Origin of the sequence: Methylotenera mobilis JLW8 (assembly GCF_000023705.1) — a bacterium.
In the GTDB taxonomy this organism is placed as follows: Bacteria; Pseudomonadota; Gammaproteobacteria; order Burkholderiales; family Methylophilaceae; genus Methylotenera; species Methylotenera mobilis.
In genome coordinates this window covers 1,598,374-1,621,756 of record NC_012968.1, presented here as the reverse complement: position 1 = coordinate 1,621,756, position 23,383 = coordinate 1,598,374, and the positions used below count along the sequence as shown (strand labels likewise).

Here is a 23,383-nt window from a genome sequence, read left to right as displayed (position 1 = left end):
TAACGGAGACCCAATTATGGCCAAGGATTGTTGTGATAGCGGATGTACTAGTAATCAATTGATAACACCCAGATATCGCAAGATACTCTGGGTGGCACTGATCATTAATTTTGCTATGTTTATCGTCGAAGTGCTGAGCGGCCTCAATGCCAACTCAGTATCATTAATGGCTGATGCAATTGACTTCTTCGGCGATGCTATGAACTATGGCATTTCTTTAGCAGTACTGTCCATGAGCTTGCTGTGGCGTGCGCGTGCGGCGCTTTTAAAAGGGCTAACAATGGGGGTGTTCGGCTTATTTGTGTTAATTGGTGCAGTGTGGTCCTTGATGCACGGCAAGGTGCCAGAGCCCTATACGATGGGAGTCATAGGTACGCTCGCTCTAATTGCTAATGTTAGTGTTGCAGTCCTACTGTATGCATACCGTGACGGTGATGCCAACATGCAATCTGTATGGTTGTGTAGCCGTAACGATGCAATTGGAAACATAGCTGTAATGTTAGCAGCTTTAGGTGTTTTTGGAACTGGAAGCGCTTGGCCAGACTTATTGGTTGCAGTCATTATGGCAAGCCTTGGAGTATCAGCTGCTTTTCAAGTTACTAAAAATGCTTGCTTAGAGTTGAAGGCAACATGATTTGTATTACGAACGTCTGCTTTGGGCCGAATTGAGTCATTAGAATTGAGTTTTTTTTATAAGCTCCAGGACGGCTTTACACTAAGAACAAGTGGGGGTAAATAACTATTAGTGTTTCTTTTTACTGTAATACGCAATTGAAAATTTATTACAGTGTAGTGCAACGCAGTACAATAAATTCAAGTGTTAACCCGCCTGTTGCCCTTGAGACACAGAACCGGTCAAACAGCACAAGGCTGAATTAGTTTTGTGTGAGAAACGTAGCACCGTGAGGTCGTCAAAAGACAGCTACGTACCAATGGTTCCTCACAACGTACCAAACAGAAGGCCTCTGAAAAGAGGCCTTCTGCTTTTCGGTAACCGTATGTTTGCCTGTACTGCCCCTATAACAAAAGCTAATCGCATAGCCCCGCCTTGGAAGCAGGTAGCCTCAGAATTTATCAAAGACTGCTTGCCACCCTACATTCCTCAGAGCTCGTGAATTACAATTAAGTAATGCTTCTGTATGAAGTTCTATAAAGGAACGAGAAAGTGCAAATTGGAAAAATATACAACGTTGCATTCACAGCAGGGCGCTATGAAATTGAATATGAGCGCAGTGTGAAATGCATCAAAAAGACGCCCCTGTCATATCGCATAGAAAGAATGGATGGTACGACGAGGTTGATAGGGCATGACTGTATTATTGAGCTCAAGGAAATTGTAGAAACCACGAGCCTCGGCGCGGCATCCGTTGAGTAATTGACAGAGGCTCTGGCATCTTCGAGGATAAAAATGTCCCGCTTAAAAAGTTTCTCCACCCCAGTTTCATTGACACAAAAACTTGAAGAACCACTTAGAAATACTCTTCGTCATCCTTAGGAATAAGATTACGTAATATCTCCTCCTTAGTTTTTAGCAACGATTCATCTGGACTTTTAAATATTCTATCCATGACATGTAGTACAGCCAAAGCGTTGAGGTAGTTACTAGCAAGCACTGAATGTTCGCCACGTTCAATTCTTTGTAATGTATTTAAACTGATGCATGCTCTATATGCAAAGTCTCGCATAGAGATACCTCTTAGTTTTCGCTGAGCAGATATCACCTTCCCCCAATAGCTAATAGTGTCTAAAGCATCGATGCTAATTGGAGTAGTTTGGGGTATTCGCTTAGCCATGATGTACCTATAAAAAGTAATTTAAGTGGAATAATACACTTTTTATAGGTACATGAGTATTTTTAATAATCTACAGTTTTGCGGAAAATCGACATTCTTTTATATAAACCTGAGTAGGGTGTCGGTTTTGAACAAGAGCTAATGGTTGATTTAATAGGAATACGCACCTGCCTTTAGGATCTGGTAGGACTGCCTAGATAAGCTGGTCCTTGGCAGCTGGTGTAGGAGTAACCCAATTTCTGCATATTGTAAAAACATAAACTTATACCTGTTAGCCAGATTCCCAATTGAATTCGGCTTATAGACTGCAATTTACAGAGTCATAAAATGGTTTTTTGTGAGTTGTGAAAGCATAAATTTATATGATTTAGAGCTTTTGAGTTAAGTTGGAAAAATTTAACTTATTGATGGAAAAATCCCCATAGCGGATAGCAACGTTTGGGCATCTATAATTTATTGGAGCGAGCCTAATATTGTTAATTTTTTGCCAAAATTCTGGTCAACTCTGTGAAGCCTTAGTTGTTAATGGGGCTTATCTATGGCTCTATTAGCAGCTATTTTTATATTTTATTGCATCATAACTTCTTGGGCAGGCTCTTTGATAGATAAGTCCTGCTTTGTGTCAGTGCCACGTGCATTCTTTGAGGTTATTTTATTTACTTTTAATACATTATTTTTAAGTAAAGCTGGTTTGATTTGATTGAAAATATCCCTAAAAGTATTACCTGCGTTTCTTACAATGTATTCAAGTTGCTTATTATTTATATTGGGTTTTTGTAGTACTTCCAATAAGGGCGCGCCATCATAAAAATCTCCTATTGCAACTATAGTGTCGTTCGACAATATACTGAGTGGAGGTAGTTCATACTTGAGCAAATTGACGCGATTTTGGTCGTAACTTCCACCAATTTCTGTTGTTAAGTCGCGGCAGCTGCCACTGTGCTTGATATATAAGTCACGTAGCTCGTCACTGCGCCAGAAGCTTTCAGGTCTTTTTATTAACTTCCTGAGAGATTTTTTGCTGTCCTGCTGTGAGTGAATTAATTTATTTAACGCTTCATCTGCATCACTGAATAATATTGCTGCGCCTAGTATAAAGTGGTGCACACTATGATTCTGAAATCTAAATATCGTCACGCCATCAATAGATGGGATAAATTGCTGTGGTTGTTTATTTTTAAGTACAGGGAAATTATCAAACAACCACTCACCAGAAATTTCTTCTATAGCAATATCACTGAGGTTTCTACCAGTTTTTTTTGGAGATCGATTTAGGCCAAGTTTTATTGCTTGTTCGGATAGAACCCAAGAGGCATGTTCTGCAGAAATGGGTGAGTTGTTGGTTGTGAGACCATCAAAAATATCGACATATCTTCTAATAATAGGATGTTGGTTAGATAACAGACTTTTTGTTGTGGAAAAGTTAGTTATTTGTCTTAAAGATTTTGGATCAGGAATCTTGGTTGTTTCAAACTCTTGCAACTTACCTTGGTGTTTTAAGCACCACTCAATGCCAGTAAGTTGATGTGACCTCCTAAGATAAGGATATCGCCAGGTTTTAATGTCTTCTTGAATGCAGTTTTCGCAAAATCTAGCGTGCTTCACCATCTTTCTTGTTCCTAAGGCATCTAAATGATAGTTGCCATGACGTGTAGACGGGTTGCTGTCTGTTATAGCGCGTATAGCTGGTATGAGAGTATGCTTCCAAACGATATTCTCGATTGGTTGATCAATTAATGCAGCTATTGTTTCGATTATATTTTTTGATTTATCTAGTTTTAGCTCTTTTTGCAATGCATCAATAATATTTTCTTGATACCAATGTTCGTTTAAGAATTTTATATGTTCGTAATATCCATTTATCCATTCATCAGGCAAGATTTTAGGTATATACATCATTTATTTTTGACAGCTTTCGTTTCAATCACTGGTTGCTCATTGTTATTCATTACTAACCCCAACGTTCTAATGACCGATGCGAGCGCATTTGATTGCCTTTCGCTGCCATCCCACACGCTTGCAATAGCTTCTAGAAGTTCGTGATTTCTACTGACCATTTCAGTAGTTACGCCAGATTGATATTTATTTACATAATTGCATATTGCTACAAATACTCTGGAGGTGCGTTTTGATCTTCCAGAAAATACTCTGCTAACCTGTGATTGGCTAGCTCCTATTGCTTTAGATATCACTTCTTGAGTGATATTTAATTGCTTTGCTTTTTGTGCAATTGAGATTGAGGTTGTTTTAATATTTGCATATTCCATGCATAAATTATGCATTTTATTAGGAAAATTGCAATATTAAAATCAGGGAAATTTTGATTGAGGATTATTAAGTGAGGTATCTGTAGTGGTGCTACAGTCATTAAGCCATGCTTAATCAAGTGTTAACTGAAAATGGTTAGTTTTGAACACTTAGCTTTTATTAATAACTATCGCTTCCATAAGCTTGGCAGAGTAGTTAATAGCCATGTTCTATCGTTTATATAAAGCCATTGAAAACCATTACTTGGCAATCGTCTAATAAGTTTAATTGGTAAATCCGGATGTCTGTTGAGCGTGTTAATTAACTGATTGCGATGTGATAGTTGCTGTTTTTTAAAATATGCGTCACACCATTCTTTTTTTAAAGTTGTATGGCATCCCAAGTAATCTTTGATGAATGAAGCTTTAATCCCTAAATTCTGACAGATATCTTTGCGAGAAAGTCCTTCTTTAAGAAGTTGAACTAGCCTTATTTCTTGGTCTGTGCCGACAATCCGTGGCTTCTTTATTCTTATAATTGATTCTTTATCTAAGAATTTTGCAGCGGATGTTACTGATGTATCTAATGAGCTAGCAACTTTATTAAGTGAAAAGCCCTGTTTAGAAACCATATCAATCAGTATTTTCTGATTGCACTTAAGTTTTTCTGTACATACTGCAGATCCTCCTTCCTCTAGATCTCGCTTTACTTCATGGTATGTTGATAAAAAATCGTCAGAGCAATCAAATAAAAAGTTGATCATCAATATATGTTTTAATGGGTGTCGTCTACTGGGTGCCATTCTGAGTAGATGTGCGATAAAGCCGCTATTGACATCATGCAAGTCTCCTAAAAACTCTCTTCCAAAAAAGTTAACAACCGCTTGGCCGTAGTATTTAATAAATGCATCTCTAATTTCTTGTGTTCTCGCACTACCATCAAAAGAAAGCCACCCCTTGTTCATTGCTTTTTGTAGATAACACCACCTGAGAGTGTCATCGGCAAGGTTGTTGTTAATGTCGTTGATCAGGTATCCCCATTTACTAATTTTGTTTAATCCGCTTAGAAATAATTTTTCTGTACAGATTACCAATTTGTTTGTGTTTAAAAGCCGGTCGTTTGGAAGATGTAGGTGATTGCATATGCCACGATAATGGGGCGGTTTGAATAGTTCTAGAGGAGTTCCATGTGAGGAGCAAAAGAAGGAAGTTGGAAATTGGTGACTTGTTTTCCACCAGTTAAAACTATCGGTCCTAGATTGCTCTAAGAAACACTCGGGACAATGCTTTAATACCATTGATAGCTCAGTAGGATATTTATTCAGTCCCATTTTGGTTCGAGCATTTGGATTGTCGCCGTGCAATAGGGAGTTTGAGATGATTTCACTTAACTTCACTGGCAAAAACTTCTTGTAAAAACCAAACATTGAATGCTGATTAAGAAGAAGCTCCGCTTTTCCTAGTAGCGATTGTGTATTCTTTTCAAAATTAATATATTGATATTGGATGTCATGTCTTCTAGCTGCATTTGAATTGCCAAACAGAATGTTAGAGGTGGTTTTTGAATTTAATATTAGGCTGACTTTATTAAATCTAGCACACCAGCTGTAAAGGGTTTCGTCAGGAATGATTGCCGGTAGCTGTAAGTCTCGGCAAGGCAGTAAGCTATTCATTAGCTATAGAGTTTTATTGGATGGGACTTATGCTCAAGCTTCAGCAAGCCATGGTTTAAGTGCTTCAAGTTTATGAATAACCGGGAACATTCTAAATGATCGATCTAGAATCAGACCAACAACTCCACCTACTGCGAGGCCTAATCCTAATGAGTAAAGCATTAGTGCCGGTAAATATATGGGTAGGAAAATGATGTTATATAAAATTAATATAGATAGAATGCAAATAATCAATAAGAAAAAAATGGCCTTATTTTGGGGGATTATTTCGCCTTTTTTCTTGTTAATGAATGGCCGAGATTTACTATCAAAACTTATATATTTTATCTGCGATAGTAGCCGCATCTGCTTATCTGTGAAATTACATGTTTGTTGAATTCTTCGTGCGATTGCACTTTTTGATTGAGCAGGAAAAAGTTTAAAAATCAGGGCAGAATGCTCTGATCTAATTGTAAATTTAAGCTGTTTATTTTGAGGTATGTCTTGAAGTTTTTGAGTGAAACTTATGTCTATCTCATCCAATGATTTGTTGGAGTTCATCGTCATATTTACCACTCCTTGCAGAGCCGTGAGAATATGATCGATATCCTTCAATGACTCATCATCGTTACTCATCCAGCGATTACCTTAATTGCGTTTTTTAGCAATGAGGTTGGATCAAAGTCGGCTTGTAAATCTCCTGCATGCATTTGAGTTAAAAAGCTTTTGAATAAATAAAATAGCATTTTGTAAGTGTCTGGCGCCAATCTGCCATCTCCCATCGTGTTTGCACATTTCTCAATCCATTCAAAAACCTTGGCTTCAATCACTTGCTCTTGTTCATCAGACAAACTGACTTGATTAAAGCGTACACCCAAAACCAGATACCCAAGGTCAACACCTGCTAACGCTATGGAGTTTAAATATCGAATCGTTGGTGCTCTAGATTCGTTTTCATATTGCAATTGGGCGAGGCGTTGGCAGCCTCCGCGTTCGGCCATCTCAACTTGGCTTAGATTGAGACGTTTTCTTTCTTCTTTCAGACGCTCACCAAAGCCGTCTGGAATACCAGGGCATGTAATGTTTTGTGTAATCATGTAATCATTAGTATACACATTGTGTGATTGTTTTCAATATATGTTGTATGTTAGTATTCATTTGAATACTTATTTGAGTGAAGGAGGAGTGGCATGAACGCATCTGAAGCTAAATTTCTATTTGATGCGTCTGGTATCTCAATTTCTGAATGGGCACGCGTTAATAATTTTTCTGCAACATTGGTTTACCAAGTGCTTGATGGTAAAAGAAAATGCATGCGTGGACAAAGTCATCAAATTGCCGTTGCATTAGGGCTTAAATCAGGATTTAAAATGGATGTAGAACAGTTATCGAAGAAGTTAACTGATTTGAAAGAGGAGAAACAGACGTAAAAAAAACCGAACCCTTAGTAATTCACATTAGAAAAGATTCGGCTTTTACCTGCTTTCGCAGAATACTACTTATTCGCAAATTTAGTATCTCGTGAACAGCAGAAAAAGTCAAGTCATGGCTTTTTTCATTTTCATAGGGAGATACTATGTTGCTTGCACAATTAGTGCTTGCTACACCCCCTATTTACGGAGGTGTGCATGTCTAAAAAAATATCTGCGGCGCGTCTTAGAACAATTTATAAGCGTCAAATAAATGCTCGATGGGATGAATCCTATATTCCATCAATTTTAGCGACGAGGGAAGAGGCTCCGTCAAAATCATGGCCAACGATTCTAACCTCAAAAAAAATCAGCAACCGTCATATACATCTTTTATCTAAGCCAGAGCGTAATGCTGCGTTATTAGGTTTATATAACCCAAAAATTATTGGGCTTCAGGAACAACGCATGTTAAACCCTGAACCTGATTTACATCCACTACATACTTTTGTGGGTGTAGACAGATCGACTTTGTGCTCTTTTTCTGGGTTGATTAGTGTTGCAGAGCGTCTTAATTGTGAGGATTTTCTTACAAGAATTAAGGTTAAAGTAAAAAATGATGTATTAACAATGGTTTTCCCACTTTTCGGTGACTTGCTATGGGCTGTTAAAAATGATGTTGGTGATGTTTTTTGCATCAATTGGTCCATAAAGGGCAAGCGTGAACAGTTTTTAGAGTCTCAAAGTAAAAGTAAAGGAAATGCTGGCAATCAATTTCATCAGGATTTGCTAGTTAGGCATCAAATTGAGCAGGTTTATTACTCAGACTGTGATATTCGCACGACTCATATCTCGGATGAATTTATTGACTCAAATGTAGTTGCGAACTTAAGGCAGCTTTTTCTTCATCATGCTAGTGAAGTTAATCTCAATGTTGAACAGCATAATGAAATTGCAAGTGCCTATAAAACTGCTATGGAAATTGGCATCGCCCCAAACAGTGTTATTGAAAATTTTTCTACAAGAAGAAAATATTCTGTTTATCAGTGCCGCACTATTTTTTATCAACTGATCTGGAATCGAGAGCTCAGAGTAGATTTATTTTCACCGATTTTAATCAATAAACCTCTTAATCCAGAAGCACGTGATGTTTTAGAAGTTTATGCCGACTGGTTCAAGGAGGCGTCATGAAGATAGGCGCTAAGATACATGCTCCAGAAGGGTGGAAGTCAATATGTAAAGAAATTGAGTATTATTTTTTAAACAGTGATTCAAACAGTAGACGTGTTTTATTGGTATTTTTTGAATATGCAGAAAAGAAGGCTATAAAAGCAAGTTTGGTGTCGGTTAATCAGCAAACCTTTGAAGCTGGAGTAAAACAGAATTCAATTTTAATGTGTGAAACACAAAACACATTGCCACCATGGTTAGAGAAGTTTGAAGGATATGATCTTTCCAGAATTGATGACTACAGAACGGGTAAGCCTAAAGTTAGTCATTCAACTCGAGTGACAGAACGATTTAAGATTATTACAGAGGCTGTAACTAATAGTGCTGAAATATTAAAAGCGAAGTCTCCACAAGAAGAAATCAGTAGGTATGCTCAACGGTGTGAAACTTCACAAAACATTTCCAGATACACATTATGGTTTTTGACATATCTAATTTTTGGAAGAAATATATGGTCACTATTACCTCCTTTTCATAATAGTGGGAATTGGAACCGCTTAAAACATCCAGATACTAAATTTGGAGCCCCATCAAAGTCTCAGGGGCGAAATTATGGCTATGGTATGTCCACTGATCTTGCTAAGCGCTGCGTTGATAGTTTTGATAATTTAGCTGTGTTAGGTAAATCTATGGTGTCGATCTATAGGGGGGCAATGGTTAAGTATTTTAATTGTCATTTAAGTATTCAGAAAAAAGGAATGAAAATTCTGATTAGTAAAAATGAAAGCGCTTTCCCCACATACGATCAGTTCAGATATCAGGTGAAAAAAGCTTACAGCCAAGAGCAGATTCAAATAAAAATTTATGGGGAAGTGCGTGTTAGAACTAAGCTTTCGAATTCAAAAGGCCGATTCTCAGAAGAAATTTCAAATTTGTACGAGCGCGTTGAAGTTGATGGATACTATACATCTGACTTTCCCCGAGGTTATGTTGAGGGCTCAACTTTGCCCCCTTTATGTGTGGTAGTAGGTCGAGACCTGCTTTCTGGGAGCAAGCTTGGCATTGGTTTTTCATTTGGAGAGGAAAGGTTAACAGCATACAGAATGATGTTGTTCTCGATGGCAATTCCAAAACATGCATTTTGTCGATATTTTGGAATTAGTCTCAAGGAGAATGAATGGATGAGTGAAGGATTACCTCCTCATTTTACTGTAGATAGAGGACCTGGTTCATCTAAAGATCTAATTGAGCGCTTAGAAAAGATTATTCCAATCAAAGATATGTCACCATCTTATTCTGGGCAATCTAAAGCAACTGTTGAATCTAGTCACCCTAGAGATATTTCAATCGAAGGCCAGCCTACTTATGTTGAAAGCGGTTTAACACCTGTTCAACTTGCACGAAGAGAAATTAGAAGACTGATTACTTTCAATGAAAGTGCAAACATGGAGGATAGGATTGACCCTGATTCAGAAATGATAGATGTAACCCCATCCCCCAATGGATTATGGAAGCATTACGATCAACTTTATCGTAACGATGCACAACCAATCTCATTTGACGATGCTGTTAGGGCGTTTTTAAGTCCTGTTGAGTTTACGGTTAAAGAGGATGGTATTTACCTTTTAGGGAGATTATATTTTTCTGAATCACTCAGAGAGTCAGGTTTATTTGATATGCCAGGTGTTACAAAAGTTAGCGGATATATGATGGATATGTGTACACGCTACATTTGGGTTGATGTTAGCGGTAGGTTAATTGAAGTGCCGGCAATGCTCAGGATAAGGGGCGATTCAGAGACACTTTTCACTTCAATCGACGAGTTGAATGATTGGAATCAAAATAGAAAGATTGTCCAGTCTGCTTTTCGTTTGCATGCTCATGCTGTTCATGTTGATGCTCAGGTAAGGTTTGAAGAGGATGTAGGCAAGGATTATGAAGGTGGTAGTCGCAAGAAAGGTCGTCCCGTTAAGAATGATAAATCTCGACAAGAAACCAACGAAGTTATCCATTCAGCCTCAACTAACTTAAGAAGGTCTAGGGTAGCCTGATGCAGAATAAAATCAATCCATGGGCTCATCGATTTGCTGACTTATTGAATAAAGAGCGAATAAAAGAACTGGCTACAGTAAGAGTCTCTCCCTTAGAGGATCTTTATTCATTACCTATTGAGTTGGCATGCGCAAAACTAGAGTCTCTTTTAGATCAAACGTTTTATCCTACTAATCAATGTGTTGACATACTTGCAAGATTGATTGGGGCAGCAGATGCCCATTATCGGCTTACTTATAGTGATATCGAAAATTTTTTAATGGGTATATATGACGAAGATGTGCCGCTTAAGCAATTTGAGCTACCTATTTGTTTAACGGGGCTGGCTGGAATTGGAAAAACTAGTTTATTAAAAGCGTTTTTACGGGTTATGGGTTGCGAACAATATATAGAGTTAAATCAATATCACTCACCATTTGTAATGGCAACTCCCAAGTTAATTACGATCGGCCCTAGGAAAAGTGTTAATGATTTGATGAAAGCTTTAACGAATAGTGACGCAAAAAATCTTAATTACGTAGCTAGATTTCAATCATACAGGGACTCCATTCCGTTTATTATCGCTGATGAGTTCCAGTTTGCTACTAGTTCAAGCACGGCTAATACGATTATTTCTCAAATGTTATTATCTTTATGTTACGTAGGTGTGCCATGGATGTTTTGTGCAAATTTTAGTCTACTTAATAAGTTACAACGCAGGCCAGTTGAAGAAGTTGAGAGGTTATTATCAAACCCAATAGTGCTACGTCCTGACTCTTACAATTCAGAGTGCTGGATGAATACTTTAGGATTCCAAAAGGAAGTTGCGCCAGAAATAATCAAGTTTGATGCAGAGAGTGACGCAAAAAGAATTTATATAATGACTGCTGGTAGAAAGCGTGCAACTAGGCGATTAATCTGCGAAGCATTTAGAATTGTCTATCCATCAAAAGGGTTGATTGATATGTCAGCATTGGAGCGTGCCTACAAATCATATGAGTTTTCAAGCTATCGCAAAGATTCTGAAATTATTCTCAATCAAATGATACTCAATCATCCTCACAAAGGCAGAGCTGATTTGTGGTGCTCGTTGCCAATGCCCAAGGATGCAGCAACTCAATTTTTTGAGGATGCTAGAGCGCATAGAAATGACTTGGTTGCAGAAATGGAGCTTAAATCAGCATTAACTGGCCCTGAACGTAAAGCCGCGAAGGAAATTCAATCAACTTTTAAGAAAAATAAAAATAATGTTGTTCCCCTAGGTAAGAACAATAAACTTAACAGTCAAGAGTTGATAAATAATGCCAAAAAGTTTCGTGATAGTTTGTAATGGCCATAAAGAGTATTGGAGTAGTATCTCCTAGTTATTTAGTTTACAAATCTATGGTCATACAAGAACTTCAAACCATCGAGGGAGATGCATATTATTTCTGTGAAAGTATTGATGGATGTGGAGGAGTATCTACAAAGATAGTTGAGTGGTATCCTCAAAACAAAATAGGTAAGACAGAAAGCGGTAGAATTTACCAATTGATAGATGAGCCTGGGGATCCCAAAAACTCAGAATTGCAAATAATTAAACGTGCATTGATAATTAAGTATTTACCTATTACGCATCGGGATGTAACCTTCGAATTCACTAAAAAAAAGACATTAGTACAACAACAAGCAAATTGAATTAATAATTATTAAAGTTATTGAAATTACCAAGAGGTTTTTACGCTAAAACGCGATTTCCCTACATTAGGATCAAATCCAACATTAAACATTTCTGGGTCGTTTAAATATAGCAGTACAAGAACATGATCTTTTGTTGAAACCATGCACTGCTCAAGTATTTCATATTGATCCGCGTCATCATTTTCAAACCAAGTTTCTGCAGGCTGCTTCGCAAGCCGTGGACAGAGCTTGCCAGAGTAAAGCAAGTCGTATGCGAAACTATCCTCATCCAGCTTCTGACACAGCCACCATCTCTTGGGAATATGAGGGGATTTTAATGACCATTTGAGTCCAGCCTTGTTGTAACAGGCAACAATTACTGGAAGCGAATCCAGCAATGCCAATCGTATGGACACGGCTTGAAGGCTGACATCAAATTGATTGGCTATTTCTTGAAGGTCTCTCAGTCCTGGACGGTTTGCTGCTTTGATAGCTGGTTGAAATAAGCAAGTTGGCATCAACAAATGAGATGCAAATAAGTCCGCCTCTTTTTCCAGTTGGATGTTAGCTTCGTAATTTTGGACAATATCATCAACTCTGCAACGAAAAGATTTTCCTCTATGCATAAGCCAATGTCCTATTTCATGCGCAATTGAAAAGCGCTCCCTGCCTCGGCTTGAAGATGGACTAATCGTTGCGATTGCTTTTGAACCAAAACCAACCAGTGTAGCTTCGCAGCCATAGAGACGCTCGTATAAAATCTCAATCCCAGAATCGAAAGCAATAACTTCTACATCAATTTCATTTGCAGATGAAATACATAATTCATTTATGAGACTTTCAGCGCGTACAGCAGGGTTCATAAGATATTACTTAGAGCCGCTAATGTCTTGCTGCAATTTATTAAGTTGGGTATACATTCTGATAATATCCGCATCTGACATTTCTCCTAATGATCTAGCAGCAATAGTTATTCGAGAATCATTCGCTGCTGCCTGAAGATAAGCACGAGCATCATCAATATTGACTGCGCTAATTATTGGTGAAGTCGAGACTTTTCTATTTGCCATTGCTGCTTTTGCTGCAGCCATTCGCCTCCCGCCAATCTTTGCTTTCGCAGCTGCAATCATTGCCATACCTTCAATTTTTAGTACTTCAGGGTCTGAACCTTCAAGAATTTCCTCATCAGACATTTCAAGCAACTCGTCAAGCTGAGTCTTAAAAAATTTACGTAGTTCATCTTGCTTATGTGTAGTATCAGTCATTTGGTTCTCCTCACAATGACTCAAGTAGGCGTGTAAGGCGTTTTCTCGCAGCCTCGTACTTATTCATTTCCCAGCCTAACTCTATGGCAGCATCTTTGCCGCGAATTCCTAAGCTCCATACAAGCACCACATCTTGTAACTCTTCATCATTTTCGACTAATCTTTCTATAGCTTCAATGTCACCACGAGACTCAACGATTCTTTCTGGGGTCACTTCATTGATAGGCATTACTAAAGTTCCAGCATCTTCATCATACTGTTGCGACAATACAGAAATATCAACTCGATGATCGATAGCTCCAGACTGCTCTCGTTCCCTGCAGTTAGAAGCTTCACTATGCATTGCATTAATAACTACAATTACTGATCTTGCACTTCTAGGCCACACACGGTCTCCAGATAGCAAGTTGATCAATGCTTCTTGAATTATGTCATCTGCCGTTAAGTATGTAAGCGCTTTGGAATAGGTTCGAGCTTTGATTTTTATACGCTTCCAATCGGCAGGCGACATCTGCGTCAATGCCGCTTCAACTTCAGATTTGCTTAGTGATGTTTCATCTGACATTGCATGACTCCCAAACCTATCAAACTATTAGACTGTTGTGTTACTCCATGCGGACGTTTTAAATAAATTTATTTTTTTCGTCCGCAAAGTAGTTGCTGTCAGTCTTTATATATACGACATGGTAATGCAGAAAAAAGCTTAGTAGTTGTAACTAACTTAATACAGATAGTGAATCATTAGCTTAATGATATCAAGTATCTAACGATGTTATGACTTACTAAATTTTAATACTGCAATATCCACTGTCTGTTTAAACCCGACTCAACAATAGATTGGAGCAACAAATTATGAGTATCGAAAATGCTGGAAAAAATAAAGAAGCAAAAGTGGTAACAATTATTATCAATGGCGCTGCTAAATCAGTAGAAAAAGAACGTATGTCATTTGAGGAAATTGTGGCATTGGCATATGAAACGCCCCCTACTGGTGATGGTGTCCAATTCACAATTCAATATACAAAAGGACACTCAGATAAACCAAAAGGCACCTTAGTAGAAGGTCAATCAGTTAAAGTGAAAGAAGGGATGGAATTCGATGTCACATCAACTAATCGCTCATAGCCCTGACTTACAAAAACTCAGGAATCAAGGTTTAGATCTTGATATTCAACATGGTTATCTTCTTATAAAAGATGTTCCCTATGTAAACGCAAGTCGTGAGGTAAAACTAGGAACACTAGTATCTAGGCTTGAATTGAATGGAGACATTACCAACAGACCTAGCGATCACGTTGCTTATTGGGTTGGAGAACACCCATGCCACAGTACAGGAGCAGTAATTGCTACGATACAGAATCCTAGTGCACCTCAAGATTTAGGCAACGGTCTAAAGGTTGACTTCACTTTTTCAGCGAAAGCAGAATATCGTGACTATCATCATAAAATGACAACCTATATTGGTCGGATTACAGGTGAAGCACAGGTTATTGATGCAGCTGCTACAGCTGAAACGTATCCAGTAATCCCTACGGAAGAAAATGAATCGGTATTTAAATATCAAGATACCGCTTCAAGTCGGGTCAATATTGGTAACTTCAACGAAAAGTTAGCCGGACAGCGAATCGGAATTGTTGGTTTAGGTGGCACGGGGTCTTATGTTCTGGATCTAGTAGCTAAAACTTGTGTTAAGGAAATCCATCTTTTCGATGGAGATGTTTTTTCCCAACATAATGCATTCCGCACTCCGGGAGCGGCATCAATCGATGAGTTAAAGATTAAACCCTCAAAAGTAATGTATTTAGAAAGTGTCTATGCAAAAATGCGACACGGGTTGGTGATCCATGAGACATACATAGACAGCTCTACATCCAATCAACTTAATGGACTTGATTTTGTTTTTCTCTGTTTAGACCGTGGAGCATCAAAAAAAGCCATCGTAGCAACGTTGATACAGCTTGGTATACCTTTTATCGAAGTAGGCATGGGGGTAGTACGTAGTAATGACAGCCTATCTGGGATAATAAGGGTTGTGACAGGTACAAAAGAAGTTCATGACAAGGTTCTAAACAAAATCAATTTTTCTGAAGGTGATGCCCCTGAAGATGAATATTCAACCAACATTCAGATTGCTGAACTGAATGCTTTGAATGCATGTTTAGCGGTGATACGATGGAAAAAGGTATTTGGTTTTTTTCGGGACTCATCAGATGCCCACTTTATTAGCTATTCGATAGCGGCCAATGAAATGGTTAACGAGGACGAATGATGGGGCAGCAGCAATCTGTTAAGCATGAGTATGTAGAGTATATTCCTGAACATTTACAGCCTGGAATTCTCTACATCTCACTAAAATACAAAACTGCTTCTCATCTATGTTGCTGTGGATGTGGACATAAAGTTGTTACACCACTTAATGCTGCCAAGTGGGCCTTAACCGATCATGGCAAGTCTGTCTCTCTCTTTCCTTCCGTTGGTAATTGGAGTTTTCCATGTAAATCACATTACTGGATAAAGCACGGACAAATTAAATGGGCGGCAAAAATGTCTGATAAGCAGATTGCACATGTACGCAAGTTGGATCGTGCTGATGCAGAAATATATGCTTCGACCACTGATAAATCGTCAAAGGACATTATTCCGCAACTTTGGCTATGGATCCGAAATTTTTTTAAATAACTTAATATATACTCATTAAATTGTTTTGATTTTGGCTAGGCAGTTGGCCACTGGGGAAACCACATGACAAATTGGGCAGAAAAAGCTACAGCGAATATCTTGCATCTATCTAGAGCTAACAATCTAGCAGAAGCATTACGCGAATGGGTAACTACAGGCGGTTATGAAGATAGCCATAACATCGAAGAGGTATGCGAACTATGTGAGCATGAAGGGCTACGTTATCAATATGAAATTGAAAACTTAACTACTCGCAAAACTCTTTGGGTCGGCTCTACCTGCATCACAAAGTTCATCCCATTATTTGAGAATGGTCGCGAGATAATTGGTGAAGAGGCTAAAGCAAGTCTACTTCGCCGTCGCCAAACGGAATATGAAAATCAGTCAAGAGAAGAGAGAGCTTTTGATCTTTTAAGCAAACTCGCTAAAAAACATCCCGATAAGTTTGCACAAATATCGTGGCGCACAACCTGGAAACTAGGATATAGCGCTAAGCAATTGTTAATGATTTCCGTATATTGCAAGCAAAATGGATTTACTTTCAATTCAGCAGATTTCCGTATCAATACAAGACGTGGAAGAGTTGTTGATCAGGTTGGAGATTTAGAATACTGGCAGTACCGACGATTACGTGCCGCATTACCTAAATCAAGAAGAGTGAATTTCGATGCTTATTTTCAGGAGTTAAAATAACAGATCACAGGATTTCAAATATTAGATTAGTTTGGACTCGTTTTACACAATGTTAAGGTTAAAACAAGTCTGAAAGGCTTAAATTTTTCCAATACTAATGCTCAGAGATTCCCAGTCGTTTTCTATTCAGGTCGCTTATGAACAGTTCACCGATATGGGTGTATTCATGAGCTTTAGTTTCGATGGCCTTAACCTTATGGAATCGTAGGGAGTTCGGAAGACAGTAGAGCATGGCTCCGTCTTCAAATGGCTCCTCTTCATGCTTTTCAGTTTTAACGCTTATATGTTTGGACTCATTCCGAAAGTTCTTTGCACTTACAATGCTTACTTCAGGGAAGAAGACCACGTTAGTACCTTGTTCTCCTGTTTGTACCGAAGGAAAGACCAACCCGTTTACCTGACCGCCAAAACGGAGCCTAAGGTATTCAAAGACAACTTGTGTGGATAGGTAGCTCAAATCGTCATTGCGACCCTTGGGTTTCGACATTTTCTTTACAAGGGTACTAATGAATGTTTTAAGGTGTAATGCATTACGATAGCCATTGTCCAAGAGAGTCAATTGAGGGGGTTCAACAAGCTCTAACTTAGTCAAATCTAGAAGTCGGAGCTCATTAGTAGGGGTCATGGCGACGCTTACCACGTTGTCACCTGTTATGGATCGGATCTCGCTCAAACAAGTCTCTCTCTCCAGAGCACAGTACAAAGCCGAAATACCATTGGGAGTCATCCGTTGGTTACTGGCTCTGTCCTTCGGTGTTGGTCCAAGTTGACTTGCTGGATCATCTGCAATCTTCTTGATTTCCTCATAGGTAGAAGCAGACCGAGCACGATAAAGTGGGGTGCCTTTTAAAATAGTCCGAACGCATTCAGGTTTCAACAAATTATCGATAGAGAGAAAAGCAAAAACTGAGTCCAGAAACTCTTTAGCGTTTGGATTGAAAAAGCGATGTGAGTGTCTGATGTCGTCAATGAATTTTTCCCATCTCTCTTCGTAAAAATTCTTTTCTAGCATCCCATCATCGCCAAAGTAATGGCGATCGATATTACTAAGATTAACTTTGTATTTCCTAGGAGCATATTCATAAAGGTCGTTAAAGTAAGGCTCATTGTCGAGACTTATCCATTCGGCAAGAACCACATCTAAGGTTGCGATTGAAATATCTTCTGCACCACATTCATAAAGCATCCCATATTCGTATGGTGATAAATCATCTTCTGTAGCGGTGTTTTCATCTATCAGTTTAAGAATTCCATCAAAAAATAAACTCGATTCAATCGCTATAGCGTCTTCGCCACAATATTTACAAGTTTGAATAGCTTGCCCAATAAAAAATTTCTTGAGCGGTTCTGGAGAAACACAATGTATGCAAATCATTTTTATTTTCTTCAAATGCGTTAATGATTACAGGTTTAATACCATGATGTTATATGTTGAATTAAACAAACGAATTAGACAGACTTTGAATGCATTTCGCTAATAATGCAATATATTAAAATTCATATAGTTATCTTGCTATGTCTCGACAGACTTTATTAGTTCTTATCACCATAATTGATATAAATTAATTAAGTCTGTCGGCTGGGAATAAAGTTTGTCGGAAATGAAATTGAAAGGTTTTATATTAAGGCCTTTTTTTTGTGACATTAAGGTTGGTAACTTATTGATAGTTATAGCTAGTAACCGAACAGCGCTATATTATTGAAATAGTTTTGATTGATACTTCTTATGAAATTTTGTAGCAACGAAGTGGATGAAAATGTTTAAGTTTATTCTCACAGATTTCTAAGTTTCTCTCAAACATTAGATTTACATTTATTATTTTTTAGCTCACTACTTTAAGCAAATATGCAATTAAGAAGGTCAGCCGCGACGACTCGTGCTTGGTTCTAGATGATTATCTTTACACCATATCACAAAGTCGTCGCTACCAAACTGACTGCTTAATCAGAGTGGATAATCACTTGCTGAAGCCTATTTGGTGATGCTACAGATAATACCAACCTCTCTTAAGTTGCAGTGAATTAGAGGGCTGCTGTAAATGCCGCAGCTTTCCTCATAGGGCCGTTTAATTTCAACTAGCAGTGCTGTATCTTCAATTGCGCGGTTAGATAATGGTTTTAACTTCCAAGCGTAGTAGTCACTGCGATGCACTTTCATTACGCGGCACATACTTATTAAGCGGAATAGATGACAGTGCTGATCAATAAATGCGTACTTTAATCGGACAGTTTGGCAAAGTGCGCGGCGGCCTTTTTTCGAATGACTGGCTCTTCGGTGGTGCGATTGAGCTCAGCTTTCATGTGTTGTAGCTATTTATCTTTTGAATTTGGTAGATCATCTGGTTGGCTTAGCTTAAGCCAAGCGTAAAGACTTTTATCTGAAACACCTAGGCGATTTGACACTTCAACGACACTATGACCACGCTCAGTGATTTGTTTGACTGCTTCAGCTTTAAATTCAGCTGTATATCTTTTGTCTCTTATTGACTAGTCTTCAGTTCAATTTCGACATTATTGAATGGCTACTGAATTCTGGGAAGTCCATTTACTCTTTACTGGTAAAAACGATTTTTACACTTTTTTTACAGTAATCATTTTACTTGTTACGACATTTTTATTCGCTGAAGCCTACCATTCAATACTCATAGTTTGTATGGAATTCGAGTATGGATATCTGTGGCATTAGCTTGGTTATTATCTATTTAATCATTTGCTATTTCCTGATTTATATCCTCGTTAATTGGAGTGGTAAAAAATGAACGCAATGATTTGGATTAGTGGTCTAATAGCCTTGCTGGTATTGGCTTATTTATTTTACGTATTAATTAAACCGGAGAATTTTTAATGTTCTCAAATACTTTAGTGCAAGTAGGTTTATTTCTCACGGTATTATTGTTAGTTACTAAGCCTATGGGTTTGTGGATTGTCAATGTAATGAATGGCAACTGTAAAATAATCAATAGGCTTAGTGCTCCTTTTGAGCGTCTTATCTATCGCACACTTGGCACAAGCCCAGATACCGAAATGGGGTGGAAGCAATACGCTATAGCGTTATTACTTTTTAATTTAGTAGGTGTGGCGTTTGTCTACATATTGCAACGCTGGCAAGTCTGGTTGCCGTTAAACCCACAACACTTCTCCGCAGTCAGCGTTGATTCATCTTTCAACACGGCGATTAGTTTCGTCACAAATACGAATTGGCAAGGCTACTCAGGCGAGACAACAATGAGTTATTTGTCGCAGATGCTTGGGCTAACAGTGCAAAACTTCCTTTCAGCCGCAACAGGAATTGCAGTGGTTTTTGCTCTAATTCGTGGATTTGCAAGACATACATCAAAAACCATCGGTAATTTCTGGGTGGATATGACGCGTTCTACTTTGTATATATTGTTGCCGTTGTCATTTGTATTTGCAATCGCGCTCATGGGACAAGGGGTAATTCAAAACTTTGATGCTTACAAAGAAGTTTCGACTTTACAACCAACCACTTATTCAACGGCTAATGAAGCTGGTCAGCTGATAAATCAAACTGCCAATACGCAGACATTAGCAATGGGGCCTGTAGCTTCACAAGAGGCCATCAAAATGATTGGTACAAATGGTGGTGGCTTTTTTAATACCAATTCTGCACATCCATTTGAAAACCCCACGCCGCTTTCTAATTTTTTACAGATGCTGGCGATATTTTTGATACCGGCAGGATTGTGTTTTGCATTCGGCATGATGGTGGGCGATAGACGACAAGGTTGGGCGGTATTTTCTGCCATGGCGATAGTGTTTGTAGTCATGGCTGCAGTCGCAATTTCGGCAGAACAGGCTGGTAACCCTATATTAACGGCTAGCGGTGCAGACCAAACAGTGAGCGTCTCGCAGTCTGGTATGGCACTTCAATCAGGCGGTAATATGGAAGGTAAGGAAACCCGGTTTGGTATTGTTTCATCTGCCTTATTTGCTACCGTTACCACTGCTGCCTCATGCGGTGCGGTAAATACCATGCATGATTCATTAACACCAATTGGCGGCCTAGTACCAATGTGGCTCATACAGCTTGGTGAAGTGATTTTTGGTGGTGTTGGCTCTGGACTTTATACCATGTTGATCTATGCAGTATTGGCTGTATTTATTGCCGGGCTAATGATAGGCCGTACGCCAGAATATTTAGGCAAAAAAATTGAAATATTCGATATGAAAATGACTGCCATCATTATTTTAGTCACACCATTGTTGGTATTAATTGGTACCGCGATTGCCGTCAGCGTTACTTCAGGTACTGTAGGCGTTGCTAACCCCGGGGCGCATGGCTTTAGTGAAATGTTATATGCCTTGTCATCAGCAGCCAATAACAACGGTAGTGCGTTTGCAGGGCTTTCTGCCAATACCCCCTTTTATAACACGTTATTAGCTTTTGCGATGTTCTTTGGTCGCTTTGGCATCATTCTGCCGGTATTAGCGATTGCAGGTTCTATGGCAGCTAAAAAACGTATTCCTGTGAGTTTGGGCACCATGCCAACACACGGCGCATTATTTGTCACATTGCTGATAGGTGCAGTGATATTGGTAGGCGCACTTACTTATATTCCGGCCCTCGCCCTTGGCCCTGTCATTGAGCATCTGCTTATGGTTGGCGTTTAATAAAGTTAAAGAATTATTTAGGAAAACACTATGTCTAGTTCAGCCTCAAGTTCAGCGATGAAATCAATGTTTGACCCGAAACTGGTCAAGCCGGCCATTGCAGAATCATTCAAAAAACTAGCCCCACAAATACAGTGGCGCAACCCAGTAATGTTTGTTGTTTACTTGGGCAGCATCCTTACTACTATGTTCTTGATAAAGTCTCTATTTGGTAAAGATGAGGCTGCTTCAGGATTCATTGCTTTAGTAAGTATTTGGTTATGGTTCACTGTGTTATTTGCGAACTTTGCTGAAGCGATGGCAGAGGGTCGTAGTAAAGCACAGGCTGCCTCATTACGCAGTGCCAAGAAAAATGTGGTCGCTAAAAAGCTAGCCAATGAATCACGTGAGTCTGCAGTCACGCTTACTGATAGCAATAGCTTGCGTAGAGGCGACTTGTTATTAGTAGAAGCTGGAGACATGATCCCGGCAGATGGTGAAGTGGTTGATGGTATTGCGTCAGTCAACGAAGCTGCCATTACGGGTGAGTCGGCTCCTGTGATTCGAGAATCCGGTGGTGATTTCAGTGCGGTCACAGGCGGTACGCAGGTGTTGTCTGACTGGATAGTGATGCGTGTCAGTGTTAATCCTGGTGAAGCATTTCTAGACCGAATGATTGCTATGGTAGAAGGTGCAAAACGTCAAAAAACACCTAATGAAATTGCCTTAACGATTCTTTTGGTAGCACTCACGATAGTATTTCTATTGGTCACGGTCACCTTGTTGCCGTTCTCAATGTTTGGTGTAAGTGCAGTTGGTGCTGGTTCACCCCCTAGCGTCACAGTACTCATCTCCCTATTAGTCTGTTTAATTCCAACTACCATTGCGGGTTTACTTTCAGCCATTGGTGTGGCGGGCATGAGTCGCATGATGCAAGCTAATGTCATTGCAACTTCAGGTCGCGCAGTCGAAGCAGCTGGAGATGTAAACGTATTGTTGTTGGATAAAACAGGTACGATTACATTGGGTAACCGCCAAGCTTCAACATTTATACCGGCTAATGGTGTTACTGAACATGCGTTAGCCGATGCAGCGCAATTGGCATCATTAAACGATGAAACACCAGAAGGACGCAGTGTCGTAGTATTAGCAAAAATCCGCTTTAATATTCGTGAACGCGAAATTGCCACACTAGGCGCTACATTCATACCGTTTACAGCACAAACTAGGATGAGCGGGGTTCATTTGAAAGATGGTGATCGTCAACGTGAAATTCTCAAAGGAGCTGCAAGTGCTATCAAACAGCATGTGGAAAATCTGGGTGGTGTATTCACCGCGGATATTAATCAAAAAGTAGATGATGTAGCGCGTCGTGGTAGCACGCCGTTAGTGGTTGCAGATGACAAAGTAGTATTAGGTGTCGTCGAACTTAAAGACATTGTGAAAGGTGGTATAAAAGAACGTTTTTCTGAATTACGTCGTATGGGTATTACAACCATCATGATTACGGGCGATAACCGTTTAACCGCTGCTGCCATTGCTGCTGAGGCAGGGGTGGATGACTTTTTAGCAGAAGCTACACCAGAAGCTAAGCTAAAGCTCATCCGAGATTATCAGGCAGAAGGTAAGCTAGTCGCGATGACGGGTGACGGTACGAATGACGCCCCAGCATTGGCACAAGCAGATGTTGCCGTGGCCATGAATACGGGTACACAAGCAGCTAAAGAAGCAGGCAACATGGTGGATTTAGACTCAAACCCTACTAAGCTGATCGAAATTGTTGAAATTGGCAAACAAATGCTGATGACGCGCGGTTCGCTTACAACATTCAGTATCGCTAACGATGTAGCCAAATATTTCGCCATCATCCCTGCAGCCTTTGCGAGTACATTTCCAGCACTTAATGCACTCAATATCATGCATTTGGGCAGTCCAAACTCAGCCATCCTTTCTGCTGTGATTTTTAATGCTCTCATTATTATTGTTTTAATCCCACTGGCCTTAAAAGGTGTTGCTTACAAAGCCATAGGCGCACAGCAATTATTACGTAGAAACTTGCTCATCTATGGTTTAGGTGGACTTGTTGTGCCTTTCATTGGTATCAAAATTATTGATGCTGCGCTGACATCAGTTGGTTTTGCATAAGCAAATATCACAGAGTTTTTAAAGGAAAAA

The 23,383-nt window shown here is 39.2% G+C and carries 25 protein-coding genes and 1 pseudogene; 14 read left to right on the top strand and 12 right to left on the bottom strand.

The genetic code is table 11. The features are described from left to right. Positions 1 to 16 precede the first annotated feature (16 nt). Together MMOL_RS07495 and MMOL_RS07490 are read left to right on the top strand one after the other, a co-directional pair. A complete protein-coding gene (locus MMOL_RS07495) occupies positions 17 to 634 on the top strand; it encodes a cation efflux transmembrane domain-containing protein (RefSeq protein WP_015832417.1) in 618 nt (205 codons plus the stop codon). A gap of 531 nt (positions 635 to 1,165) precedes the next feature. Then, complete coding sequence (locus MMOL_RS07490) at positions 1,166 to 1,375, top strand: hypothetical protein (protein WP_015832416.1); 210 nt, start codon at positions 1,166 to 1,168, stop codon at positions 1,373 to 1,375. Between the two features lie 94 nt (positions 1,376 to 1,469). On the opposite strand, the gene MMOL_RS07485 is transcribed toward MMOL_RS07490, so the two are convergent. The 6 genes from MMOL_RS07485 to MMOL_RS07460 form a co-directional block, all read right to left on the bottom strand. Continuing rightward, positions 1,470 to 1,793 carry a helix-turn-helix domain-containing protein gene (locus MMOL_RS07485; RefSeq protein ID WP_015832415.1) on the bottom strand — a complete coding sequence of 108 codons (324 nt, stop codon included), beginning with the start codon at positions 1,791 to 1,793 and terminating at the stop codon, positions 1,470 to 1,472. Positions 1,794 to 2,360: 567 nt separating this feature from the next. Further along, a complete protein-coding gene (locus MMOL_RS07480; protein ID WP_015832414.1) occupies positions 2,361 to 3,692 on the bottom strand; it encodes a TniQ family protein in 1,332 nt (443 codons plus the stop codon). Beyond that, positions 3,689 to 4,060 carry a helix-turn-helix domain-containing protein gene (locus MMOL_RS07475; protein WP_015832413.1) on the bottom strand — a complete coding sequence of 124 codons (372 nt, stop codon included), beginning with the start codon at positions 4,058 to 4,060 and terminating at the stop codon, positions 3,689 to 3,691. Before MMOL_RS07475 ends, MMOL_RS07480 begins: the two co-directional genes overlap by 4 nt. A 167-nt stretch (positions 4,061 to 4,227) precedes the next feature. Then, positions 4,228 to 5,712, bottom strand: coding sequence for a TnsD family Tn7-like transposition protein (locus tag MMOL_RS07470; RefSeq protein WP_015832412.1), 1,485 nt, complete (start codon positions 5,710 to 5,712; stop codon positions 4,228 to 4,230). Positions 5,713 to 5,745: 33 nt separating this feature from the next. Then, positions 5,746 to 6,327, bottom strand: a complete 582-nt coding sequence (locus tag MMOL_RS07465) for a hypothetical protein (RefSeq protein ID WP_041928557.1) — start codon at positions 6,325 to 6,327, stop codon at positions 5,746 to 5,748. Next, positions 6,324 to 6,788 (bottom strand): helix-turn-helix domain-containing protein, encoded by a 465-nt coding sequence (locus MMOL_RS07460; protein ID WP_015832410.1) that lies wholly within the window; start codon positions 6,786 to 6,788, stop codon positions 6,324 to 6,326. The genes MMOL_RS07465 and MMOL_RS07460 overlap by 4 nt, the downstream gene beginning before the upstream one ends. A 93-nt stretch (positions 6,789 to 6,881) precedes the next feature. Between MMOL_RS07460 and MMOL_RS07455 the strand changes: the two genes are divergently transcribed. From MMOL_RS07455 to MMOL_RS07435, 5 genes are all read left to right on the top strand, one after another. Then, positions 6,882 to 7,121 (top strand): DNA-binding protein, encoded by a 240-nt coding sequence (locus MMOL_RS07455; RefSeq protein WP_015832409.1) that lies wholly within the window; start codon positions 6,882 to 6,884, stop codon positions 7,119 to 7,121. A gap of 198 nt (positions 7,122 to 7,319) precedes the next feature. Beyond that, on the top strand, positions 7,320 to 8,291 hold the full coding sequence (locus MMOL_RS07450) for a PDDEXK family nuclease (RefSeq protein ID WP_015832408.1): 972 nt from the start codon (positions 7,320 to 7,322) through the stop codon (positions 8,289 to 8,291). Continuing rightward, entirely contained in the window at positions 8,288 to 10,321 is a 2,034-nt protein-coding gene (locus tag MMOL_RS07445) for a hypothetical protein (RefSeq protein WP_015832407.1), read from the top strand. Before MMOL_RS07450 ends, MMOL_RS07445 begins: the two co-directional genes overlap by 4 nt. Beyond that, entirely contained in the window at positions 10,321 to 11,631 is a 1,311-nt protein-coding gene (locus MMOL_RS07440) for a hypothetical protein (protein ID WP_015832406.1), read from the top strand. Before MMOL_RS07445 ends, MMOL_RS07440 begins: the two co-directional genes overlap by 1 nt. Next, positions 11,631 to 11,978, top strand: coding sequence for a hypothetical protein (locus tag MMOL_RS07435; RefSeq protein WP_015832405.1), 348 nt, complete (start codon positions 11,631 to 11,633; stop codon positions 11,976 to 11,978). Before MMOL_RS07440 ends, MMOL_RS07435 begins: the two co-directional genes overlap by 1 nt. A gap of 26 nt (positions 11,979 to 12,004) precedes the next feature. Here the strand turns inward: MMOL_RS07435 and MMOL_RS07430 are convergent, their stop codons facing one another. From MMOL_RS07430 to MMOL_RS07420, 3 genes are read right to left on the bottom strand one after another with little or no spacing between them, the layout of a single operon-like run. Beyond that, positions 12,005 to 12,823, bottom strand: coding sequence for an ImmA/IrrE family metallo-endopeptidase (locus tag MMOL_RS07430; protein WP_015832404.1), 819 nt, complete (start codon positions 12,821 to 12,823; stop codon positions 12,005 to 12,007). Between the two features lie 6 nt (positions 12,824 to 12,829). Then, positions 12,830 to 13,225, bottom strand: coding sequence for a hypothetical protein (locus MMOL_RS07425; RefSeq protein ID WP_015832403.1), 396 nt, complete (start codon positions 13,223 to 13,225; stop codon positions 12,830 to 12,832). Between the two features lie 10 nt (positions 13,226 to 13,235). Continuing rightward, positions 13,236 to 13,790 carry a hypothetical protein gene (locus MMOL_RS07420; RefSeq protein ID WP_015832402.1) on the bottom strand — a complete coding sequence of 185 codons (555 nt, stop codon included), beginning with the start codon at positions 13,788 to 13,790 and terminating at the stop codon, positions 13,236 to 13,238. A 287-nt stretch (positions 13,791 to 14,077) separates the two neighbouring features. On the opposite strand from MMOL_RS07420, the gene MMOL_RS07415 reads away from it, so the two are divergent. The 4 genes from MMOL_RS07415 (at position 14,078) to MMOL_RS11920 (ending at position 16,597) form a co-directional block, all read left to right on the top strand. Further along, positions 14,078 to 14,350 carry a multiubiquitin domain-containing protein gene (locus MMOL_RS07415; RefSeq protein WP_015832401.1) on the top strand — a complete coding sequence of 91 codons (273 nt, stop codon included), beginning with the start codon at positions 14,078 to 14,080 and terminating at the stop codon, positions 14,348 to 14,350. Continuing rightward, the gene (locus MMOL_RS07410) at positions 14,325 to 15,494 is read left to right on the top strand and encodes a ThiF family adenylyltransferase (RefSeq protein WP_015832400.1); all 1,170 of its coding nucleotides are present in this window, start codon (positions 14,325 to 14,327) and stop codon (positions 15,492 to 15,494) included. The genes MMOL_RS07415 and MMOL_RS07410 overlap by 26 nt, the downstream gene beginning before the upstream one ends. Continuing rightward, entirely contained in the window at positions 15,491 to 15,904 is a 414-nt protein-coding gene (locus MMOL_RS07405) for a ubiquitination-like system serine protease family protein (RefSeq protein WP_148207853.1), read from the top strand. Before MMOL_RS07410 ends, MMOL_RS07405 begins: the two co-directional genes overlap by 4 nt. Before the next feature lie 63 nt (positions 15,905 to 15,967). Beyond that, positions 15,968 to 16,597, top strand: coding sequence for a hypothetical protein (locus tag MMOL_RS11920; RefSeq protein ID WP_015832398.1), 630 nt, complete (start codon positions 15,968 to 15,970; stop codon positions 16,595 to 16,597). A 94-nt stretch (positions 16,598 to 16,691) separates the two neighbouring features. Here the strand turns inward: MMOL_RS11920 and MMOL_RS07395 are convergent, their stop codons facing one another. From MMOL_RS07395 to MMOL_RS12325, 3 genes and pseudogenes are all read right to left on the bottom strand, one after another. Beyond that, positions 16,692 to 17,987 (bottom strand): RES family NAD+ phosphorylase, encoded by a 1,296-nt coding sequence (locus MMOL_RS07395; protein ID WP_202943667.1) that lies wholly within the window; start codon positions 17,985 to 17,987, stop codon positions 16,692 to 16,694. 582 nt (positions 17,988 to 18,569) lie between these two features. After that, on the bottom strand, positions 18,570 to 18,755 hold the full coding sequence (locus MMOL_RS07390) for a hypothetical protein (protein ID WP_049764479.1): 186 nt from the start codon (positions 18,753 to 18,755) through the stop codon (positions 18,570 to 18,572). Between the two features lie 176 nt (positions 18,756 to 18,931). Further along, positions 18,932 to 19,081 (bottom strand): annotated as a pseudogene (locus tag MMOL_RS12325) (transposase); the annotation flags it as partial. Positions 19,082 to 19,352: 271 nt separating this feature from the next. Here MMOL_RS12325 and kdpF point away from each other — a divergent pair. The 3 genes from kdpF to kdpB are packed head-to-tail and all read left to right on the top strand — an operon-like array spanning position 19,353 to position 23,353. Next, positions 19,353 to 19,442, top strand: coding sequence for a K(+)-transporting ATPase subunit F (kdpF, locus tag MMOL_RS12320; protein WP_081433023.1), 90 nt, complete (start codon positions 19,353 to 19,355; stop codon positions 19,440 to 19,442). Further along, a complete protein-coding gene (gene kdpA, locus MMOL_RS07385; protein ID WP_015832396.1) occupies positions 19,442 to 21,229 on the top strand; it encodes a potassium-transporting ATPase subunit KdpA in 1,788 nt (595 codons plus the stop codon). Before kdpF ends, kdpA begins: the two co-directional genes overlap by 1 nt. 30 nt (positions 21,230 to 21,259) lie before the next feature. After that, positions 21,260 to 23,353, top strand: coding sequence for a potassium-transporting ATPase subunit KdpB (gene kdpB, locus MMOL_RS07380; protein WP_015832395.1), 2,094 nt, complete (start codon positions 21,260 to 21,262; stop codon positions 23,351 to 23,353). The last annotated feature ends 30 nt before the right edge of the window (positions 23,354 to 23,383 follow it).

Coding starts and splice junctions, on each gene's coding strand:
- MMOL_RS07475 (WP_015832413.1), bottom strand. CDS start 4,060: ATGGAATATGCAAATATTAAAACAACCTCAATCTCAATTGCACAAAAA.
- MMOL_RS07420 (WP_015832402.1), bottom strand. CDS start 13,790: ATGTCAGATGAAACATCACTAAGCAAATCTGAAGTTGAAGCGGCATTG.
- MMOL_RS07465 (WP_041928557.1), bottom strand. CDS start 6,327: ATGAGTAACGATGATGAGTCATTGAAGGATATCGATCATATTCTCACG.
- MMOL_RS07390 (WP_049764479.1), bottom strand. CDS start 18,755: ATGAAAGTGCATCGCAGTGACTACTACGCTTGGAAGTTAAAACCATTA.
- MMOL_RS07425 (WP_015832403.1), bottom strand. CDS start 13,225: ATGACTGATACTACACATAAGCAAGATGAACTACGTAAATTTTTTAAG.
- MMOL_RS07445 (WP_015832407.1), top strand. CDS start 8,288: ATGAAGATAGGCGCTAAGATACATGCTCCAGAAGGGTGGAAGTCAATA.
- MMOL_RS11920 (WP_015832398.1), top strand. CDS start 15,968: ATGACAAATTGGGCAGAAAAAGCTACAGCGAATATCTTGCATCTATCT.
- MMOL_RS07460 (WP_015832410.1), bottom strand. CDS start 6,788: ATGATTACACAAAACATTACATGCCCTGGTATTCCAGACGGCTTTGGT.
- MMOL_RS07495 (WP_015832417.1), top strand. CDS start 17: ATGGCCAAGGATTGTTGTGATAGCGGATGTACTAGTAATCAATTGATA.
- MMOL_RS07450 (WP_015832408.1), top strand. CDS start 7,320: ATGTCTAAAAAAATATCTGCGGCGCGTCTTAGAACAATTTATAAGCGT.
- kdpF (WP_081433023.1), top strand. CDS start 19,353: ATGAACGCAATGATTTGGATTAGTGGTCTAATAGCCTTGCTGGTATTG.
- kdpB (WP_015832395.1), top strand. CDS start 21,260: ATGTCTAGTTCAGCCTCAAGTTCAGCGATGAAATCAATGTTTGACCCG.
- MMOL_RS07470 (WP_015832412.1), bottom strand. CDS start 5,712: ATGAATAGCTTACTGCCTTGCCGAGACTTACAGCTACCGGCAATCATT.
- MMOL_RS07405 (WP_148207853.1), top strand. CDS start 15,491: ATGATGGGGCAGCAGCAATCTGTTAAGCATGAGTATGTAGAGTATATT.
- MMOL_RS07485 (WP_015832415.1), bottom strand. CDS start 1,793: ATGGCTAAGCGAATACCCCAAACTACTCCAATTAGCATCGATGCTTTA.
- MMOL_RS07415 (WP_015832401.1), top strand. CDS start 14,078: ATGAGTATCGAAAATGCTGGAAAAAATAAAGAAGCAAAAGTGGTAACA.
- MMOL_RS07410 (WP_015832400.1), top strand. CDS start 14,325: ATGTCACATCAACTAATCGCTCATAGCCCTGACTTACAAAAACTCAGG.
- MMOL_RS07435 (WP_015832405.1), top strand. CDS start 11,631: ATGGCCATAAAGAGTATTGGAGTAGTATCTCCTAGTTATTTAGTTTAC.
- MMOL_RS07440 (WP_015832406.1), top strand. CDS start 10,321: ATGCAGAATAAAATCAATCCATGGGCTCATCGATTTGCTGACTTATTG.
- kdpA (WP_015832396.1), top strand. CDS start 19,442: ATGTTCTCAAATACTTTAGTGCAAGTAGGTTTATTTCTCACGGTATTA.
- MMOL_RS07480 (WP_015832414.1), bottom strand. CDS start 3,692: ATGATGTATATACCTAAAATCTTGCCTGATGAATGGATAAATGGATAT.
- MMOL_RS07430 (WP_015832404.1), bottom strand. CDS start 12,823: ATGAACCCTGCTGTACGCGCTGAAAGTCTCATAAATGAATTATGTATT.
- MMOL_RS07455 (WP_015832409.1), top strand. CDS start 6,882: ATGAACGCATCTGAAGCTAAATTTCTATTTGATGCGTCTGGTATCTCA.